The organism is Kitasatospora sp. NPDC033851, from assembly GCF_055576085.1.
Genome location: NZ_JBVIRL010000010.1, coordinates 228,800 through 246,863 on the forward strand (window position 1 = coordinate 228,800; position 18,064 = coordinate 246,863).

The following is an 18,064-nucleotide window of genomic DNA, read 5'->3' on the forward strand; positions in this document are numbered from 1 at the left end:
GGTACGTCATCCGGTGGTCGACGGGCCGCCCGAGCGCAGGGTGAGCAGGGTGATCTCGCTCGGGGCGAAGACCCGGAAGGGCGGCCCCCAGAAGCCGGTGCCGCGGCTGGTGTACAGCTGGGTCCGCTCCCCGTGCCGGCTCAGGCCGTGCACCACCGGCTGGTCGATCCGGACGAGGAGGTTGAACGGCCAGATCTGGCCGCCGTGGGTGTGCCCGGAGACCTGCAGGTCGATCCCGGCGGCCGCCGCCTGCGGGACGTACTTGGGCTGGTGGGCGACGAGCAGGACCGGCCGGTCCGGGTCGGCCCCCGCCAGCGCGCCGAGCAGGTTCGCGCGGTGCCCGGCCAGGCCGGAGGACGCCGCGGTCACGTCGTCGACCCCGGCGAGCACGAGGGTGTCCCCGCCCCGTTCCACCACGACGTGACGGTTGTGCAGCGGCTCCCAGCCCAGGTCCGCCATGCGATCCAGCCAGCCCTGGGCCTCGCTGCCGTACTCGTGGTTCCCCGTGACGTAGACCCTGGCCAGCCGCGACCGGACCGCCCCCAGCGGCGCGGACTGCTGCCGGCGCCGGGCGGGCGTGCCGTCGGCAATGTCGCCGGCGTGGACCACGACGTCCGCGTCGAGCCCGTTGACCACCTCGGTGACCCGTGCCGACCAGTCCGACCGGTCGATCGGCCCGTAGTGGGTGTCGGCCAGCACCACGACCCGCGTCCCGTCCAGACCGGCGCCGAGCCGCGGGAGGTGGACGTCCAGCCGCTTCACCCGGGGCACGCGCATCGCCTCGTAGTGCCCCCAGCCCAGCAGCCCCGCGGAGACCACCGCCACGGCCACGGCCACGGCTCTGGCCCGGTCGGCGCCGCCGACGTCGAGACCGCCCAGCACGAGGTCCGCCAGACCGCCCAGGGCCGACCAGGTGAACAGCACCCAGACCACCCCGAGGCTGGTGTCGGCGACCCGCGCGGCCCGGTCGGACTGCCGCGCCCCGTGGCCCGCGATCATCAGGAAGGGGAAGGCGACCATCCAGGCGGCGAGGACGACTGTGCCGCCGACGAACACCGGGAGCGGCCAGCCTGCGCCGGCGGCGAACAGCGTCCACCACGGCGGAAGGCACAGCACCACGAGCACGAGCACGAGGACGCCCAGCCGCCCGGCCGTCCCCCGCCGCCGCGCGCCCCGGCGCGGTGCCTCCCCGACACTCCCGACCTCGGGCCGGGCGCCGGCCATCGCGGCCTCCGCACCCCCGTCCGCGGACCGGAATTCCGCTCCCGATTTCATGGATTCCCCTGTCGTCACCGCTACCGCCCTCACATCCGCCGCGCCACCCTCGCCCCCATCATCCGCCAGGGCCCGGCCGCCGCCCCTGCCAGGGGCCGGCACCGTCAACGCCGGACCTGCCCGGGGCACGTCCGGCAGGTGTGCGGGGACGCCGAAGGCCCGGGGCGGTTGCCCCGGGCCTTCGGCGGGTGGGTGGTCAGGCGGGGAGGACGGCCTCGAGGGCGGCGATGAGCTCCGCCGCCTCCGGCTCGACCCGCGGCCGGATCCGGGCGGCCACGGTGCCGTCCGGGGAGATCAGGAACTTCTCGAAGTTCCAGGAGACGTCCCCGGCCTGGCCCTCGGCGTCGGCGACCTGGGTGAGCTGCTGGTACAGCGGGTGCCGGTCCTCGCCGTTGACGTCGATCTTCTCGAACAGCGGGAAGCTCACGCCGTACGTGGTGGAGCAGAAGGTCTGGATCTCCTCGGCGCTGCCCGGCTCCTGCCCGGCGAACTGGTTGCAGGGGAAGCCCAGCACGGTGAAGCCGCGCGCGGCGTAGCGCTCCTGGAGGCGCTCCAGCCCGGCGTACTGCGGGGTCAGGCCGCACTTGGACGCCACGTTGACGATCAGCAGGGCCTTGCCCTTGTGGTCGGCCAGCGAGGTGGGCTCGCCGGCGAGGGTGCGCAGCGGGATGTCGTACAGGCTCACGGTGGTGGTCCTTTCGGCAGGTCGGCAGCGGATTCGCGCCCGGGCACACGGTAGCGGCCCCGGACGGGTCAACCGTGCCGGCGCCGCCGGTGTTCCGGGCGCGAGGGGGCGTACGGAGCGGCTCGTACGCCCCCTCGCGACAGGTCGGAGCGCTACGTCAGAGCGCGAGCGGCTTGACGGCCGTCGGCGCGTGCTCCGGGAGGGTGGCGAGCTCCTCGAACTCGTTGACCTTGTCGATGTCGCTGCCGCTCATCGAGATGTTGGTGACCCGCTCCAGGATCGCCTCGACCACGACCGGGACGCGGAACTCGGCGGCCAGCTTCTTGGCCTCCTCGAACGCGGGCAGCAGGCCCTCCGGCTCGGTGACCCGGATCGCCTTGCAGCCCAGGCCCTCGGCGACCTTGACGTGGTCCACGCCGTAGACGCCCAGCTCCGGCGCGTTGATGTTCTCGAACTCCAGCTTGACCTGGAAGTCGATGTCGAAGTTGCGCTGCGCCTGGCGGATCAGGCCCAGGTAGGAGTTGTTGACCAGCACGTGGACGTACGGGATCCGGTGCTGGGCGCCGACCGCCAGCTCCTCGATCATGAACTGGAAGTCGTAGTCGCCGGAGAGCGCGACGACCTGGCCCTCGGGGTCGGCGGTGGCGACGCCCAGCGCGGCCGGGATGGTCCAGCCGAGCGGGCCGGCCTGGCCGCAGTTGATCCAGTGCCGCGGCTTGTAGACGTGCAGCATCTGCGCGCCGGCGATCTGGGAGAGGCCGATGGTGGTGACGTAGCGGGTCTCCGGCCCGAAGGCCCGGTTCATCTCCTCGTAGACGCGCTGCGGCTTGAGCGGCACGTTGTCGAAGTGGGTGCGGCGCTGCAGCGTGGCCTTGCGCTCCTGGGTGGAGGCGGCCCACGCGCCGCGGTCCTTGAGCTGCCCGGCGGCCTTGAGCTCCTCGGCGACCTGGACGAAGAGCTCCAGCGCGGCCTTGGCGTCGGAGGCGATGCCGAGGTCCGGGGCGAAGATCTTGCCGATCTGGGTGGGCTCGACGTCGACGTGGACGAACTTGCGGCCCGCGGTGTAGACGTCCAGGCCGCCGGTGTGGCGGTTGGCCCAGCGGTTGCCGATGCCGAGGACGAAGTCGGAGGCGAGGAAGTTCTCGTTGCCGTAGCGGTGCGAGGTCTGCAGGCCGACCATGCCGGCGTTCAGCTCGTGGTCGTCCGGGACGATGCCCCAGCCCATCAGGGTCGGGATCACCGGGACGCCGGTGAGTTCGGCGAACTCCAGCAGCAGCGCGGAGGCGTCGGCGTTGATGACGCCGCCGCCGGCCACGATCAGCGGGCGCTCCGACTCCTGGAGCAGCGCGATGGCCTTCTCGATCTGGATGCGGTTGGCGGTCGGCTTGTAGACCGGGAGCGGTTGGTAGGCCTCGGGGTCGAAGTCGATCTCGGTCAGCTGGACGTCGATCGGCAGGTCGATCAGGACCGGGCCGGGGCGCCCGGAGCGCATCAGGTGGAAGGCCTGCTGGAACATGCCGGGGACCTGCGCGGCCTCCAGCACGGTGGTCGCGGCCTTGGTGACCGGCTTGGCGATCGAGGCGATGTCGACGGCCTGGAAGTCCTCCTTGTGCAGCCGGGCGACGGGCGCCTGGCCGGTGATGCACAGGATCGGGATGGAGTCGGCGATCGCCGAGTACAGGCCGGTGATCATGTCGGTGCCGGCCGGGCCGGAGGTGCCGATGCAGACTCCGATGTTGCCGGCCTTGGCACGGGTGTAGCCCTCGGCCATGTGGGAGGCGCCCTCGACGTGCCGGGCGAGCGTGTGCCGGATCCCGCCGGAGGCCTGGAGGGCGGCGTAGAACGGGTTGATGGCGGCACCGGGCACGCCGAACGCGACCTCAACGCCTTCGAGCTTGAGGATCTCCACGGCCGCGCGGGCGGCTGTCATACGAGGCATCGGGTTTCTCCTGCGTCGGCCCGCAGTGGCTCGGAGGGCTCATCTCCTGAATTCCACCATACGGAAGAGCGGTTTCTGTATGTGGAAACAAGGTAGGGCGGGCCTCGTCGGGGCGTCAAGGGGGCTTCAACAGAATGTGTCAGTCCGCGCCCGAGGGGAATTGGCGGGTCGACCAGGAAGATTCCGTACGAACGGGCGACGATCGTGCGGGCGTACGGAGGGAAGCGATCGTTCCGCGCGGGAAAGCGTGCCCGGTGTGCAGCTCACGTGAAGGGGCGGTGACCGAGGTGGGTCCGCCCCGACCCCCTGGGTACCGTCGGTGGCACGCCGGGCCCGTGACGTCCAACTGAGGCCGCGGCAGGGGGGTTCGGGAGCGCCGGGGAGCGGGGGAAGTCCGCCGGCGGCCCCGTCCAGGACCAGCGCGCCCGGTCCGCCGCACCCGAGCGAGGGACGCACCCCCCGGCCGCACCGTGGTCCTCCGCCCTTCCTCTCCCGCCTTCCCTCGTCTCCCGCTGCGACCAACCGCTGCGGCCTTCTTCTGCTGAGACCTGCTCCCGCACGGCACCTTTCTCCCGCACGGCACCTTTCTCCCGCACGGCAACCGGCGTGCCCGCAGCGGCGGGCGCGCGGAAGGAACGTCCCCATGCGCTGCTGTACCCCTGCCCGACCCCCGGCGGTGACCGGGTGAACCGACCGCCGCACCGGAGCGAGAGCCCGCCGGGCCGCCCCCGGAAGAACGCCCCGCCGGGCCGGACCCGGCTCTCGATCGCCGCGCTGCGCGCCGTGCCCTGGCGCCGGGACCTGCCCGCCTCGCTGGTGGTGTTCCTGGTCGCCCTCCCGCTCTGCGTCGGAGTGGCCGTCGCCTCCGGCGTCCCGGCCGAGCTCGGCCTGGTCACCGGCATCGTCGGCGGCCTGGTGGTCGGCGCCCTGCCCGGCAGCAGCCTCCAGGTCAGCGGGCCCGCCGCCGGGCTGACCGTCCTGGTCGCCGACGCCGTCCGGCAGTACGGCACCGGCGCCCTCGGCCTGCTGGTGCTCGGCACCGGCCTGCTCCAGCTGGCGATGGGCGCCCTGCGGCTCGGCCGCTGGTTCCGGGCGATGTCCGCCTCGGTGGTGCACGGCATGCTGGCCGGCATCGGACTGACCCTGGTGTTCGGCCAGCTCTACGCGCTCGCCGACCGCCGCTCCCCCGCCACCGGACCGGAGAAGATCGCCGGACTGCCCGGCCTGCTGAAGGACGTCATCACCGCCGCGGCCGAACCGAGCGCGGTCGCCCTCGGCCTCGGCACCCTGCTGGTGCTGGTCGGCTGGAGGTACCTGCCGGAGCGGGTCGCCCGCGCCGTCCCCGCGCCGCTGGCCGCCGTCGGCCTCGCCGCCGCCGTCACCGCCGCCGCCGACCTGCCGGTCGCCCGGATCCGGGTGGCCGGCCTGCTCGACGTCGTCCGGCTGCCCGACCGTGACTCCCTGGGCGCGCTGGCCGGCACCGCCGGCATCGGCACGGTCGTCGCCTTCACCCTGATCGCCTCCGCCGAGACGCTGTTCAGCGCCGCCGCCGTCGACCGGATGCACCACGGCCCGCGCACCGACTACGACCGCGAACTCACCGCCCAGGGCGTCGGCAACACCGTCTGCGGCCTGCTCGGCGCGCTGCCGATGACCGCGGTGATCGTCCGCAGCGCCACCAATGTCCAGGCCGGCGCCAAGACCAAGGCCTCCCGTTTCCTGCACGGCTGCTGGCTGCTGCTGTTCACCGCGCTGCTGCCCGGTGCGCTCGGGCTCGTCCCGCTCACCGCGCTCGCCGCCGTGCTCGTCCACGCCGGCGCCAAGCTCGTGCCGCTGCGCCGGATCGTCGCGCTCTGGCGCGGCCACCGGGGCGAGGCGCTGGTGCTCGTGGTGACGGCGGTCTCGATCATCGCCACCGACCTGTTCGAGGGGGTGCTGATCGGCATCGGCCTGGCGGTGGTCAAGTCCGCCTGGCAGACCTCCCACCTGCAGATCGCGGTGGAGGAACTGGTGCTGCCGAGCGGCCAGGCGCTGCACCGGGTCCGGCTGAGCGGCAACGCCACCTTCCTGCGGCTGCCCCGGCTGCTGGACACCCTGGAACGGCTGCCGGACGACCGGCCGGTCGAGCTGGACTGGTCCGGGCTGCGCCACCTGGACCACGCCTGCACGGTCGCCCTCACCTCCTGGGCCGCCCAGCACCGGGCCCGCTCCACCGCACCGCTGGCCGTCGAACCGCCGCTGCCTTCGGTGGCCTGACGGGCTGTCCGGCTAGCCTGGTCGCCGGTTCGGGAGGGTCCGAACCGGCGACCAGTGCCGTCGACACAAGGAGCGCAGAGCCGTGATCGCAGCCTTTTCGGTGACCCCGCTGGGGATCGGCGAGGACGTGGGGGAGGCGGTCGCCGCCGCCGTCCGGGTGGTCCGCGCGAGCGGGCTCCCGAACCGGACGGACGCGATGTTCACCAGCATCGAGGGCGAGTGGGACGAGGTGATGCCGGTGATCCGGGAGGCGATCGAGGCGGTGAAGGCCCACAGCAACCGGGTGAGCACGGTCATCAAGATCGACGACCGGGCCGGGGTCACCGACGGCCTCACCGCCAAGGTCGCCTCCGTGGAACGCCACCTCGCCGAGGGTTAGCGCGTGCCCCGTTCGGCGACCGGCTCCGGCCGGCGCCGGGCACCACGCGGGAGCGGCCTCAGTCCAGGACCAGCACTGCTTCCCGCTGCACGGGGATGCCAGTGGCCTGCGCGGCCTTCGCCTCCACCGTCCACACGCCCGGCGGGGGCGAGAAGGTGGCACTGTAGCCGCCGTCGCCGTCGGGGCGCAGCCGCCGCCGCTCGACGGTCTCCCCGCCGGCCGCCGAGACGAGGCGGGCCTCCAGGAGGAGGCCGGGGTCCTCGGACACCGCGGTCACCGGCAGCGGGGTGCCGGCGGCCACAGCCTCCGGGACGTCGATGCCGAACCCGGTGCCGAGTGTCTGGTACGGGCGGTGGTCCAGCGCTTCGTATCGGTCGTACAGCTGGCGGTGGAGCATGGCGTCATTGGGCAGGGCCGTGTGCCCGAGACGGAACCAGTCGACCCGGGCGGCGTCCTCCCACTCGGGTGGCGTGGCCGACAGGCACGGCACGGTGCCGTCCCCCTGCCAGCGGTCCTGGTCCCCGAAGCGGTCCGCGTAGGTGACGGTCCCCCCGCTCACGCCGAGCGCGACGTCGGTCGGCTCCCCCTTGCCACCCGAGGCGAACACCCGGTACGCGGCGGGGCGGCCCGCCATCAGGTCGGCCGCGGCGTTCCGGCGCACCGCCTCGTCCAGCTCGCGGCGGAAGGCGAAGGCGTCGTCGACTATGGCGCTGTCGAGGTCGGGAAGGGGCACCGCGTTCAGCCGCGTCCCCGAGGCGTGGTCCGTCACGCACTGGTAGGTGGGCAGGAGTTGGTGGACGGACGGCATGGTGCGGGCAGCTGTCACGAGGGCTTCGCGCAGCCTGGTCCCGATCCCGAGGAGCTTCCTGCCGGACAGGGTCCCGGTGAGGATCCGTACGGCTTTCACCGCACCCGAGTACGGCGTTCCGATGGTCACCAGTGACCGGGCGGTCTCCCGCCCGCCCAGTACCTCGAGGTAGTAGCGGGTGACCAGGCCCCCCATGGAATGGCAGACGAAGACCACGCGGGGTTCCTCCTCGTCGCCCGCCGCCCGTCGTTCCTCGCGCCACCGCGCGAGTTCGCGGCCGGTGAACTCCTTCAGCAGGGCCGCGGAGTGCCGGTTGGACAGCCGCCAGTCGTAGGGGAACACGGCGACCCGCCCCTCGGCCAGCTCCCCCAGGTGCCGGGCCAGCTCCCGGTACGCCACGTGGGGCAGCAGCCCCGGGTAGATGCGCGGTTCCCGCAACAGGCCGGCGGGCGTCAAGGCGTACGGCCCGTCGGGCGCCTCGTCGCCCAGTCCGGGAGGCAGTGTCAGACGTTCGAAGAACCGTTCGGCGCCCAGGGCCAGTCTGCCGCCGACGCCGAACGACAGGTTCCACACGTCGCGACCGTCTCCGTCGCGCAGAACGCTTCCCATCACCCCGGGGACGAACACCACAAGATCGTGTGCCACCTGCTGATCCTCCTTCACTTCGCCGGTTCGCTGTCGGTGCCGACGTTCAGGCCGGAACGGCGCCGCCGGGCGGGGACACCGTCAGGACGTCCATGCGTTCCAGGCCCACGGACGCCACGACGAGCTCGGATCCCCCCGGCGCGGCCTGTGCCATCACCTGGTAGACGGCGAAGCCGCGATCGGGTACGCCCGGCGCGGGCCGATCCGCGTGCACGTCCCACAGGTGCAGCACGTGCGAGGCGTCGGCGGCCAGGACCACCACGCGGTTGCCCGGCAGGCTCCGGCAGACCAGGGAACGCACCGCCGTCACCGTCGTGCTCAACGGGCGCAGTTCCACGGCGCCGCGCGCCGCCTCCAGTGCCGCCGGCTGTGCGACGAAGACACCCTTGTCCGTCGCCACGGCGACATGCCTGCGCCCGTTGTCGTCGTGCGTGCCGGACAGGGCGCGGACGGGTGCACGGTCCGACGGCCTCAGCGGCACCGGGGTGCCGGGCTCCTCCCCGTCCCACAACCACACGGTGTCGCCCGCACCGGCGATCAGGAAGGAGCGGCCCAGCGGCGACTCGACGAAGGAGAGGCTGCGCACCATGTCGTTGGGCACGTGCAGGGGCGGCAGGGCCGTGGCGGACCGTACGTCCCAGCGCCGGACATGGCGGTTGTCGGCGGCGAACACCCGGACGGCCCGGCGGGCGGCCAGAGTCACGGCCCTCACCGTGCCGTCCTCACCGGGCGCGACGGGCAGGGCGGTCGCCGCGCCGGCCCCGAGCCGGCGGACCACGACGGTGGGCCCGTGCGCCGTGCTCCGCCCGGCTGCCGCCAGCCACAACGCACCCGAGGTGTCAGCGCGCAGATCCACGGCCTTGTAGGCGGCGAGCTCCGACTCGTCGTGGACGACCCGCCCCCGCAGGTCCCACACCCGCACGGCTCCCCGGGCGGCGACGACCACGGCACCCTCGCCGGGAGCGGTGCACACCAGGGCCCCGGCGTGCTCCAGGCCCGGTGCGGGCAGCCCCGTGCGGCCGCTCGGGGAGCCCGCGTCCGCGGCGGGCCCGTGCTCCCACACCCGTACCCGGCTCCCGTCGGCCACGGCCACCCGGCCGCGCTCGCCGCGCAGTACCGTGACGGAGGTCGGCCGCGACCGGAGTCCGGTCAGCGGGGCGAGCTCACGGCGGGCTGCCACGTCCCACTGGCGGATCCGCCCGCCGTCCACCGCGAAGAGCAGCGGGTTCGTGGAGTCGGTCAGGGCGGCGGTCGCTCCCGAGGGGTGCCGGAGACGGGCGCTGAAGACGGACTCCGCCCGCAGCTGCCGGCCCTCCTCGTCGAGCCGCCACACGCGAACCTGCGGGCTCGACGTGGTGACCGCGGCCACCCAGGGACGGTCGCCCGCCGTGGTGACGGCGAGGCATTCCACCCGGCCGGCGTCGGAGCCGAACGCGCCGCGCCCCACGCCGACCCACGGATCCAGGGCGACCACCCCCCGCTCGCCGCCGACCAACAGGCAGGGCGAGCCCCCGACGGTGGTGACGGCCGTGGCGTACACCTCGCTTACTTGGCTCCGCCAGAACCCGAGATGCCGAAGCCGGCCTTCCCGCCAGTCCCAGACGGCCACATGGGTGCCGAAAGCGGCCGCGACGATCTCCCGGCCGGCCACGATCCCCACGGCGACGGCGCTGATGGGCGCCGCCCAGCCGAGCATGTGGACGAGTCCCGGCCCGCGCCGCGGCCAGACCAGGACGCGTTCGGCGGCTGCCGCCACCGCTGCGATCCCGCATTCGTGGGAGGGAGCGGCCAGTGCCGTCAGCCGAGGGGTCGCCGCGCCGAGTGCGGCGGGTACGTGGCCCCGTACGAGGTCGGGCCGACCACCGAGGGTGCTCCAGTGCCACAGGCGTTCGGCGGCGGCGTAGAGTCCTCCGTCCGGGCTTGCCGACACGACGAGGACGTCTCCGAACGGCAGGCCCAGGCTGCGTTCGGGGGCGGACCGCTCAGCGGTGGTCCACTCGTCCGTCCAGTGCAGGTGTGCGGCGGAACGCGCCCAGGGCATGAGTTCCGGCTGCTGACGCAGGGCCTCCGCCTGCAGCAGGGCGGCGCGTTCGTCCGGCGACCTGCGCGCCAGGTCCTCGGCGATCGGCCGGTACAGGTCCACCTCCGCCGAGGCGGCCGCGCCGGGCTGGTCGAGTTGGGCCACGAGCCGCTCGGGATCGAGCCGGACGAGCAGTTCGGCGTCCTGGAGGAGACCGGCCAGCCGACCGGCCCGGGCGGCGTGCGCGGCCGCGTACCGCGCGATGTAGGAGTTGGTGGCGCCGCGGCCTCGGTACAGCTCGTGGTGGACCTGGTGGAGCACCGCGGCCATCGTGGCGTGCGTCTCGGCGTCCGGGAGGCCGGCGGCGCGCAGCACGTGGCTGACGAGCGCCTCGTGGTTCAGCCGGAAGACCGGCTGGCCGGCCTCACCGTGCGCCACGATGTGCGCGCCGCCGAACTTGCGCATCGCGACGATGTCGTGGGCCTCGTAGTGATGGCTCTCTCCTCGCGCCTCGGCCAGTGCCCGGGCCGCCAGGAGCCAGATCCTGTCGTCCTCCGGCAGACCGGCTCCGAAGGAGAGCGCCAGCGGGATCAGGAGTCCAAGAGCCCAGCCGGCGGCGCAGGTTGCGCCCGGTGCGGCCGTGTCCAGCGCCCGGATCTCGTGGTCCAGGGCCTCGTCCAGTCCCGAGGCCAGCACCTGCCGGAACTCCTCGTCCTCCGGTCCCACCGCCCGGTTCAGCCGCAGCAGGGCGGAGCAGTGCAGCTTCGCCACCAGGAAGGTGCCCGCGCTCCGGTGCCCCAGGGCGCGGCACACCGCGTCGAGTGTCCCCTCGGCGTCGCGGTACAGCCCTTCCGGGCCGCCGAGGCGGGCGCGCACATAGCCGAGGATGTCGTCGTCCCGGTCCGGCGCGCGGTCGAGGTCGAACCTGAGTGCGCCGTCCAGGAGCGCGGCGGCACCCCCTTCGGGCAGGGGTCGCGTGCCGATCAGGACGCGGACGGTCGGCTCGTGGGAGAGCGGGATCAGGACCTCGACGATGAGCGAGTCCAGGTGGGCCGGGTCGGTCTCGTCGAGCCCGTCGACCAGGAAGGTCGTCGACGCGGCGTCACGGCACTTCGTCAGCAGGGCGTCCATCAGCGCCCGCAGATCCGGCCAGCCGTCCCCGGGTTCCTCGAGTTGCAGGCCCTCGGCCAGCTCACGCGCGCATTCGAGGGCGCTGCGGCCGCGGCACTGGATGCCGGCGTCGATGGCGCTGAGCATCGCCCGTCGGCGGATCGGCGAAAGCCCTCTGAACTGCGGGGTGTTCGCGATGGTCATCAGGGCCAGCTGGGCGAGTAGAGCCGACTTGCCGCTGCCCGGGCCCCCGGTGACGATCAGCGCGCCGTTGCGGCCGGATGAACCGATCCAGTCGACGAGGCGGCCGAGGTAGTTCCGCCGTCCGGTGAAGAAGCCGGCGTCGTCCTCCACGAGCAGCCCGGTGAAGCGGCTGCGCAGCATCGTCTGCACGTGGGCGTCGAGCAGCTCCTGCCGACGCGACCGGGCAGCCGTGGACAACGGCCGGGCGAGCGCGTCGTAGTACGGGTTGACGATCAGGCCGACGAGCCTGCTGCCGCCGTGGAACTGCGGGAACACCAACTCGTCGGCGAGCACACTGCTGACTGCCTCGACCACCTCGGACGCGTGCAGTGCCTGGGCGTACGGCGTCCACAGCAGCCGCTCGCGGAACTCGAAGCGGGGATCGTCGCAGACGCGGCGGAACGCGTTCAGCCAGGCGCCGAGCTGCGCCCGCTGGTCGCCGTGCACCGTGCCGAGGACGCCCACCCCGCGGAAGTCGGGTGAGCCCTTGGCGGCCGGCCGCGGGCCGAGGTGGTCGTCCTCTCGGTCGAAGAAGCCCGCGTGCACCTCGCGGGCGGCGTCCGAGGCGTGGCAGGTGTCGAGGACCACCAGGATGTCGCCGCTCGCCTGTCTGAGCAGTTCGGCCATGTCCTCGGTGGTCAGGCTGCCGTCGTACTGGTCCGGATCGAGGTCCCGGCAGGGCAGGACGACCGCCCTGCTCCGGCCCTTCTTGATCCCGTGACCGATCCAGTAGAGGATCTTCCGCCTGGCGGGCGAGGCCGCGAAGCGGCGCAGCCCCTGAAGGACCTCGTGCCTCGTGCCCGTGACGGGCGGGGCGTCGGTCGTGAAGCCCAGCCGACGCGCCAGTGAGCGGAACTCCTCGGCGTGCTTGCGGGCGCCGGGCAGGTCGAAGTGCGGGTGGTGATCGTAGGTGTCCAGGCACACCACAACGGCCTCGCCGTGGTCCCCGCCCATCCCCACTCGACCTCCCCCGTCCGTGGCAGATCATGTTGCCGCTCGTCACACCGGTGTGCAACTGTCATGTATCAGAAGCGGATTGACGGATGGGGGAACCCTTGCACGACCGGGAGCACTTCCGTATCGGGCCACTGCGCACCACCTGTTACGTCTACGAAGGGGACGGCACCCGGCCCATCAGCGAGCGGAACCTCAGGATCTACTACGAGGCCGACGATCCCGTGTTCGTGCCGGAGGAGGTGCGGCGCTGGCGCCAGGAGATCGAGGACGAGCAGCGCACCCGTGCGGTGGCGGGCCGTGACCGGCGCTGGAACCATCCGCTGTTCGCGGTGGAGACGGTGGCCGTCACCCGCAGCGACGACCGCGAGGACCCGATCGTGGAGATCAGGTTCTCGTCGGCCGACTACTTCACCTTCCTCGCCGCCCAGCAGCTGGATCGGGCCCTGGAGGACGGCGAGGGCGCGGGAAGGACGCTGCGGGAGCACTACCTGGACGGCCAGGACCCCATCCTCGTCAACGGCTTCCTCTCCGCCAGCTTCGGCGCCAATGTGGCCGTCGTGACGGGCCGCGACCAGAAGATGCTGTTCTCCCGGCGCAGCGCGACCGTCGGCATGAACGCCGGGAACTGGAACTCCTCGGCCAACGAGGGGCTGTCCGGGCGGCACGACCTCAAGGACGGGGTGCCCGACCTCTTCGGTGCCGCCCGCCGTGCCCTGCGTGAGGAGCTGGCCGTCCACGAGGACGACCGCTGCGAGCTGGAGCTGCTCTCCTTCGCGATGGACACCGAGCTGCACCAGTGGGCCGCGTTCTTCCTGGCCGTGCTGCCGGATCTCAGCGAGGAGCAGCTGCGCGACCGGTGGAGCAGGGGCATCGACGACAAGTGGGAGCACAGCGAGTTCCGCTTCGTCCCGGCCGAGCCCGACGACGTGCTGGCGTTCATGCTCAGTCCCGAGGTCCGGGGCCGTTGGACGGCCTGCGGCCCGGCCCTGTTCCACCACGGGCTGGTCCGCCTGATGACGCGGCGGCTCGGCGACGCGGGCAAGGGGCGGATAGGGGTGGAGAAGGCCATTGACCGCGCCGTGGCCGCACTCGCCGACACGGGGGGAGCAAGCGGGCCCGCCTGATCGGTGCGCCGTCTCGGCCGGCCGGGGCCGCGGCCGGCCGAAAGCAGCCGCGGCCGCCGGGGGGTTGTGCGGCTCGGGACCAGGGGCGGTCGTCCTCCCGTGCGGGTGACTTCCGCACCGTCGGGGCTGGGCTCAGGTCGTGGTGCTCGGGGCTTCGGCCGGGGCCGGTTCGGCCGGTGCGCCGGCGGCGGAGCGGCGGGTCAGGGCGCGGTCCAGGGCGTACGGGCCGGAGCCGAGCACGGCGATGGTGAGGAACGCCCAGCAGAACATGACCGAGGCCTCGCCCCCGTTCTGCAGCGGCAGCAGCGCGTGTTCCTGGTGGACGGTGAAGTAGGCGTAGGCCATGGAGCCGGAGCAGAGCAGGGCGGCCGACCGGGTGCCGGCGCCGAGCAGGACCAGGGCGCCGCCGACGAGTTGGATCAGGGCAGCCCACCAGCCGGGCCACTGGCCGAGCGGGAGGGTGCCGCCGCCCTTGGCGCCGCCCAGGACGCCGAAGAGCGAGGCGGCGCCGTGGCAGGCGAAGAGCAGGCCGACGACGATCCGAAAGGCCGTCAGCACCACGGGTCTGGCGGCCTCGGCGGCCTGGCGGGGGGTGGTGGGGAAGTGTGCGGACATGCCGGAACGCCTCCTGTGGGGAGGAGGGATGGGGCGGTAAGGCTAGCCTTGGTCTAGTCCACTTGGCAATGCCCTGTCAGATGTTCGGCGCGGGTCGGAGCTCGGCTTTTCTTGACCGATCATTCTTGAACTGGCTAGGGTGTGCGACATGGCCAGAACGAAGGAATTCGACCCGGACGCGGTACTGCAGGCGGCCCTCGAGCTGTTCTGGCAGCGCGGCTACGAGGCCACCTCGATGGCCGACCTGGTCGAGCGCCTCGGCATCGCCCGAGCCAGCATCTACGCCACCTTCGGCAGTAAGCACGAGCTCTACCTGCGGGCGCTGGAGCGGTACGCCGAGCAGACCGACCCGGTGCTGCTGGCGGAGCTGTCCCAGCCCGGTCCGGTGCTGCCGGCCGTCCGGGCGCTGGTGCGGCGGTACGCGGCGGAGTCGGCCGGGGGCCGGCGGGAGCGCGGCTGCTTCGTCATCAACACCGCCGTCGAACTCGCCCCGCACGACCCCTCGGCGGCCCGCCGGGTGGGAGCCAGCCTCGCCCACCTGGAGACGGTGCTGACCGCCGCCCTGGTGCGGGCCGAGGCGCAGGGCGAACTGCCCGCTGGGCGGGAGCCCCGGGCGCTCGCCCGGATGCTGATGGTGCTGATGCAGGGCATGCGGGTGATGGGCAAGACCGCCGACGGCGCGGCCCGGGTGGGGGACGCCGCCGAGCAGGCGCTCACGCTGCTGGACCCGAGGTGACGGCCGGCGACTGACGACCGGCGGCCGAGGCCTGACCGGTCGCGTCCCCTGCTGTCCATAATCTGGACCGAACGGTCTTTATAGAGAAAGGGGGTTCTCATGAGTGCCGCTACGGCGGGTCGGTTCGGATTCGCACTGCTGGGCGTCGTACAGGCGGTGCTGATCTTCACGATCACGATCCTCACCGTTCCGCTGCCACTGGTGGCCCGGGAGTTCGGGCTCGGCCCGTCCGGAGTGCTGCTGCTCAGCGCCTCCTACGGGCTCACCTTCAGCTCCCTGCTCCTCCTCGGCGGTCGGCTGGCCGACCGTCACGGCGGGCGCCGGATCCTCCGAGCGGGCCTGCTCCTGCTCGGCGCCACCTCGATCGCCTGCGCCCTCGCGCCCGGCTACCCCGTCCTGCTCGCGAGCCGCCTCGTCCAGGGCGCCGGCGCGGCCCTCACCGCCCCGGCGGCGGTCGCGGTGGTCCGCGTGCTCCACCCCGAACCCGCCGCCTACCGACGGGCGATGGCCACCTGGGGCGGCCTGTCGGTGCTCGGCGCCACCGTCGGCAGTGTGCTGTCCGGCGCGGTCGCCGCCGCGGTCTCCTGGCGCTGGCTGTTCGCGGTGCCCGTCCTGGTCGCCCTCACCGGACTCGCCCGCTCCGGCACGCTGCCCGCCGCCACCCCCGCCGGGCGCCGCCCGGCCCTGGACCTGCGCGGCGCGGCCCTCGCCACCGCCGGTGTCTGCGCGGCGAGCTACGCCCTGGTCGCGTCCACCGAGCGCGGCTGGGCCGACCCCGAGGTGTACGGGCCACTGCTCGCCGGACTCGCCCTGCTGCTCGCCTTCGCCGCCGCCGAACGCCGCACCGCCGACCCGCTGCTGCCGCCCGGTTTCCTGGCCGACCGGCGCCGCGCCGTCGCGCTCGCCGCCGTCATGGTGACCGCCGCCGGCACCACGCTGACCTTCGTCCTGCTCTCGCTTTACCTCCAGCAGCAGCGCGGCTGGAGCGCCGCCGCCACCTCCGCGGCCTTCCTGCCGTACGCGGCCGCCCTGCTGCTGTCCGGCCGCCTGGCCGGCCCGCTGACCGTCCGGTACGGCCCGGCGTCGGTCACCGCCGGCGGGCTCGCCGTGGCGGGTGCCGGACTCGCCCTGCTCGCGGGCCTCGCTCCCGGCAGCGGGTACACCCTCGGGCTGCTGCCCGGACTGCTCCTGCTGCCCGCCGGAGCCGCCGCGGCCTTCGCCGGAGCGGCCGTCCTCGCCACCGGCGGGGTGGCCCCCGAGCGGACCGGCCTGGCCGCGGGCGTGTACAACACGGCCATGGAGCTCGGCCCCACCGCCGGGTTGGCCGCCCTGATGGCGCTCGCCGCCACCCGCGCGAGCGTCGTCGGCGGATACGCCACGGCCTTCGCGGCGGCCGCCGCCGGGCTGGCACTCACCGCCGTCGCGGTCGCCGCCCTGTCCCGAACCACCAGCGCGCCGGAACCAAGCACCACCGCACCGGATCGCATCACCACCGGACCGGAACCAAGCACCACCGCGCCGGAGCCAAGCACCAGCGCGCCGGAGCCAAGCACCACCGCACCGGAGCCAAGCACCACCGCACCGGAACGAACCAGCACCGCGTCAGAACGCACCACTCGGATCAAGGAGTTCACCTCATGACCACGCGTTTCGCCGACAAGTCCGTCCTCGTCACCGGTGGCGGCAGCGGCATCGGACGGGCCATCGCGCTCGCCTTCGCCCAGGAGGGCGCCCGGGTCGCGGTCGCCGGCCGCTCCGCGGGCCCGCTCGCCGAGACCGTCGAGCTGATCGAGCAAGCCGGCGGCAAGGCGGTCGCGCTGACCGGCGACGTGACGAACAGTGAGGACGCCGCTCGGCTGGTCCGCGAGACGGTCGAGCGGTTCGGCGGGCTGGACGTCGCCGTCAACAACGCCGGGGTGCTCGGCGCCCTCGGCCCGGTCGCCGACATCGACGAGGCCGAGTGGCAGCGGGTGATCGACATCAACGTCACCGGCACGCTGCTCGCGATGCAGCACCAGATCGGCCACCTGCGGGCCCACGGCGGCGGCGCGATCGTCAACGTCTCCTCCAATGTCGGTGCCCACCGGCGGATCGCCGGCATCGGCGCCTACGCCGCCAGCAAGGCCGCCGTCACCGCACTGACCCGCGCCGCCGCCCTCGACCACATCGCCGAGGGCGTGCGGATCAACCTGGTGAGCCCCGGCCCGGTGGACACCCCCATGTCCTCCCGCCCCGGCGAGAGCGCCGCCGACAAGGGTGAGCGGATGAAGGCCCAGGTCCCGCTCGGCCGGGCCGGCGCGGTCGAGGAGATCGCCGCCGCCGTGCTCTACCTCGCCTCGCCCGAGGCGGGCTACACCGTCGGCGCCGACCTGGTGCTGGACGGCGGCGCCACCGCCTGACCGCCGCCGGGCCTACTCGCCCAGCCAGTCCCCGGGCACCGCCTCGTACAGCGCCTCCAGCGCCTGCGGGGTGCGTGCCCGGGCCGTCATCCAGGCGTCCTCGACCACCCCGACCAGCACGTCCGGCCCCTGGTACCAGCGGCAGTTCCGGCCGAGTGCGGGCAACTCGCGGAAACCGGCGGGAAGTTCGTCCTCCGACTCGATGACGTCGGTCAGCTCGTGGTCCTCCAGTAGCTTCTCCGTCATCGCCATCACCGCGGCCGCCGTCGAGAAGCGCTCCTCCCAGGGCTCCCACCGCTCCGCCGACTTGTCGGCGAGGTCCGGCCGGATCACCGTCGGCGGGTCCTTGTGGTCGAGGCTGTCGCGGTCGGCGCCCTCCTGCTCGTGGCCGACGCCCTCCTGCTCGACGCCCTCCCGCTCGTGGCCGACGCCCTCCCGCTCGACGTCCTCCCGCTCGAGGTCGGTCAGCAGCACGCCCCAGTGCGCGCAGCCCTGGTTCTCCGCCCGGTAGACCAGCGCCCCATCGAGTACGAACAGTTCGTCCGGCGTCAGCAGCACGTCCTGGTTGCTGGTCAGGTCCGCCCGCCGGCCGAACAGCCGGTACGCCTCGCGCAGCGCCGTCGGCAGCCGCAGGCCCAGCCGCTGTTCGGCGGCGTCGAGTTCGGCGTCCGAGAAGCCGTCGTCCGGCCCGAGTGGCTCGCCCCAGTACGCGGCGAAGCCCCTGACGAGTGCCCAGGAGCCCGCGCGGCAGCGCAAACTTTCGGCCATTGCGGCCCGTATGTCGAATTCCGTTTCGTCCACCCGCGCACCGTACGACACCCCTCCGACAACGCGGTGAACCGCTCAACCGCCGTCCGGGAGCCCGTCCGGGCA

The 18,064-nt window shown here is 73.5% G+C and carries 13 protein-coding genes; 6 read left to right on the forward strand and 7 right to left on the reverse strand.

Annotated features, from left to right (window positions below; genetic code table 11):
• Nucleotides 1-6: 6 nt before the first annotated feature.
• From ACZ51D_RS21145 to gcl, 3 genes are all read right to left on the reverse strand, one after another.
• Complete coding sequence (locus ACZ51D_RS21145; RefSeq protein WP_465663285.1) at nt 7-1,224, reverse strand: metallophosphoesterase; 1,218 nt, start codon at nt 1,222-1,224, stop codon at nt 7-9.
• Nucleotides 1,225-1,471: 247 nt separating this feature from the next.
• Entirely contained in the window at nt 1,472-1,960 is a 489-nt protein-coding gene (locus ACZ51D_RS21150; RefSeq protein WP_360491506.1) for a glutathione peroxidase, read from the reverse strand.
• Between the two features lie 157 nt (nt 1,961-2,117).
• Nucleotides 2,118-3,890, reverse strand: coding sequence for a glyoxylate carboligase (gene gcl / locus ACZ51D_RS21155; protein WP_465619242.1), 1,773 nt, complete (start codon nt 3,888-3,890; stop codon nt 2,118-2,120).
• A 774-nt stretch (nt 3,891-4,664) separates the two neighbouring features.
• Here gcl and ACZ51D_RS21160 point away from each other — a divergent pair.
• Nucleotides 4,665-6,155, forward strand: coding sequence for a SulP family inorganic anion transporter (locus tag ACZ51D_RS21160; protein ID WP_465663286.1), 1,491 nt, complete (start codon nt 4,665-4,667; stop codon nt 6,153-6,155).
• 82 nt (nt 6,156-6,237) lie between these two features.
• Nucleotides 6,238-6,534 (forward strand): MTH1187 family thiamine-binding protein, encoded by a 297-nt coding sequence (locus tag ACZ51D_RS21165; RefSeq protein ID WP_360491503.1) that lies wholly within the window; start codon nt 6,238-6,240, stop codon nt 6,532-6,534.
• A 58-nt stretch (nt 6,535-6,592) separates the two neighbouring features.
• On the opposite strand, the gene ACZ51D_RS21170 is transcribed toward ACZ51D_RS21165, so the two are convergent.
• Both ACZ51D_RS21170 and ACZ51D_RS21175 read right to left on the reverse strand, forming a co-directional pair.
• Nucleotides 6,593-7,987: a lipase family alpha/beta hydrolase gene (locus ACZ51D_RS21170; RefSeq protein WP_465663248.1), complete on the reverse strand. Its 1,395-nt coding sequence runs from the start codon at nt 7,985-7,987 to the stop codon at nt 6,593-6,595.
• Nucleotides 7,988-8,033: 46 nt separating this feature from the next.
• On the reverse strand, nt 8,034-12,314 hold the full coding sequence (locus ACZ51D_RS21175) for a hypothetical protein (RefSeq protein ID WP_465663249.1): 4,281 nt from the start codon (nt 12,312-12,314) through the stop codon (nt 8,034-8,036).
• Nucleotides 12,315-12,403: 89 nt separating this feature from the next.
• Between ACZ51D_RS21175 and ACZ51D_RS21180 the strand changes: the two genes are divergently transcribed.
• Entirely contained in the window at nt 12,404-13,441 is a 1,038-nt protein-coding gene (locus ACZ51D_RS21180; RefSeq protein WP_360491494.1) for a translation initiation factor 2, read from the forward strand.
• Nucleotides 13,442-13,573: 132 nt separating this feature from the next.
• Here the strand turns inward: ACZ51D_RS21180 and ACZ51D_RS21185 are convergent, their stop codons facing one another.
• Complete coding sequence (locus ACZ51D_RS21185; RefSeq protein ID WP_465619112.1) at nt 13,574-14,056, reverse strand: DoxX family protein; 483 nt, start codon at nt 14,054-14,056, stop codon at nt 13,574-13,576.
• A 148-nt stretch (nt 14,057-14,204) separates the two neighbouring features.
• Between ACZ51D_RS21185 and ACZ51D_RS21190 the strand changes: the two genes are divergently transcribed.
• The 3 genes from ACZ51D_RS21190 to ACZ51D_RS21200 all read left to right on the forward strand — a co-directional run bounded on the left by ACZ51D_RS21190 (nt 14,205) and on the right by ACZ51D_RS21200 (nt 17,191).
• The gene (locus ACZ51D_RS21190) at nt 14,205-14,792 is read left to right on the forward strand and encodes a TetR/AcrR family transcriptional regulator (RefSeq protein ID WP_465619114.1); all 588 of its coding nucleotides are present in this window, start codon (nt 14,205-14,207) and stop codon (nt 14,790-14,792) included.
• A 99-nt stretch (nt 14,793-14,891) separates the two neighbouring features.
• Nucleotides 14,892-16,433 (forward strand): MFS transporter, encoded by a 1,542-nt coding sequence (locus ACZ51D_RS21195; RefSeq protein WP_465663250.1) that lies wholly within the window; start codon nt 14,892-14,894, stop codon nt 16,431-16,433.
• Nucleotides 16,430-17,191 (forward strand): SDR family NAD(P)-dependent oxidoreductase, encoded by a 762-nt coding sequence (locus tag ACZ51D_RS21200; protein ID WP_465619118.1) that lies wholly within the window; start codon nt 16,430-16,432, stop codon nt 17,189-17,191. Before ACZ51D_RS21195 ends, ACZ51D_RS21200 begins: the two co-directional genes overlap by 4 nt.
• A gap of 12 nt (nt 17,192-17,203) precedes the next feature.
• Here the strand turns inward: ACZ51D_RS21200 and ACZ51D_RS21205 are convergent, their stop codons facing one another.
• The gene (locus ACZ51D_RS21205; RefSeq protein WP_465663251.1) at nt 17,204-17,959 is read right to left on the reverse strand and encodes an SMI1/KNR4 family protein; all 756 of its coding nucleotides are present in this window, start codon (nt 17,957-17,959) and stop codon (nt 17,204-17,206) included.
• Between the last annotated feature and the right edge of the window lie 105 nt (nt 17,960-18,064).

Bases quoted from the DNA above. Each gene is read 5' to 3' on its own strand.
- ACZ51D_RS21145 (WP_465663285.1), bottom strand. From the start codon at position 1,224: ATGGCCGGCGCCCGGCCCGAGGTCGGGAGTGTCGGGGAGGCACCGCGC.
- gcl (WP_465619242.1), bottom strand. From the start codon at position 3,890: ATGACAGCCGCCCGCGCGGCCGTGGAGATCCTCAAGCTCGAAGGCGTT.
- ACZ51D_RS21175 (WP_465663249.1), bottom strand. From the start codon at position 12,314: ATGGGCGGGGACCACGGCGAGGCCGTTGTGGTGTGCCTGGACACCTAC.
- ACZ51D_RS21180 (WP_360491494.1), top strand. From the start codon at position 12,404: ATGGGGGAACCCTTGCACGACCGGGAGCACTTCCGTATCGGGCCACTG.
- ACZ51D_RS21185 (WP_465619112.1), bottom strand. From the start codon at position 14,056: ATGTCCGCACACTTCCCCACCACCCCCCGCCAGGCCGCCGAGGCCGCC.
- ACZ51D_RS21190 (WP_465619114.1), top strand. From the start codon at position 14,205: ATGGCCAGAACGAAGGAATTCGACCCGGACGCGGTACTGCAGGCGGCC.
- ACZ51D_RS21195 (WP_465663250.1), top strand. From the start codon at position 14,892: ATGAGTGCCGCTACGGCGGGTCGGTTCGGATTCGCACTGCTGGGCGTC.
- ACZ51D_RS21200 (WP_465619118.1), top strand. From the start codon at position 16,430: ATGACCACGCGTTTCGCCGACAAGTCCGTCCTCGTCACCGGTGGCGGC.
- ACZ51D_RS21205 (WP_465663251.1), bottom strand. From the start codon at position 17,959: ATGGCCGAAAGTTTGCGCTGCCGCGCGGGCTCCTGGGCACTCGTCAGG.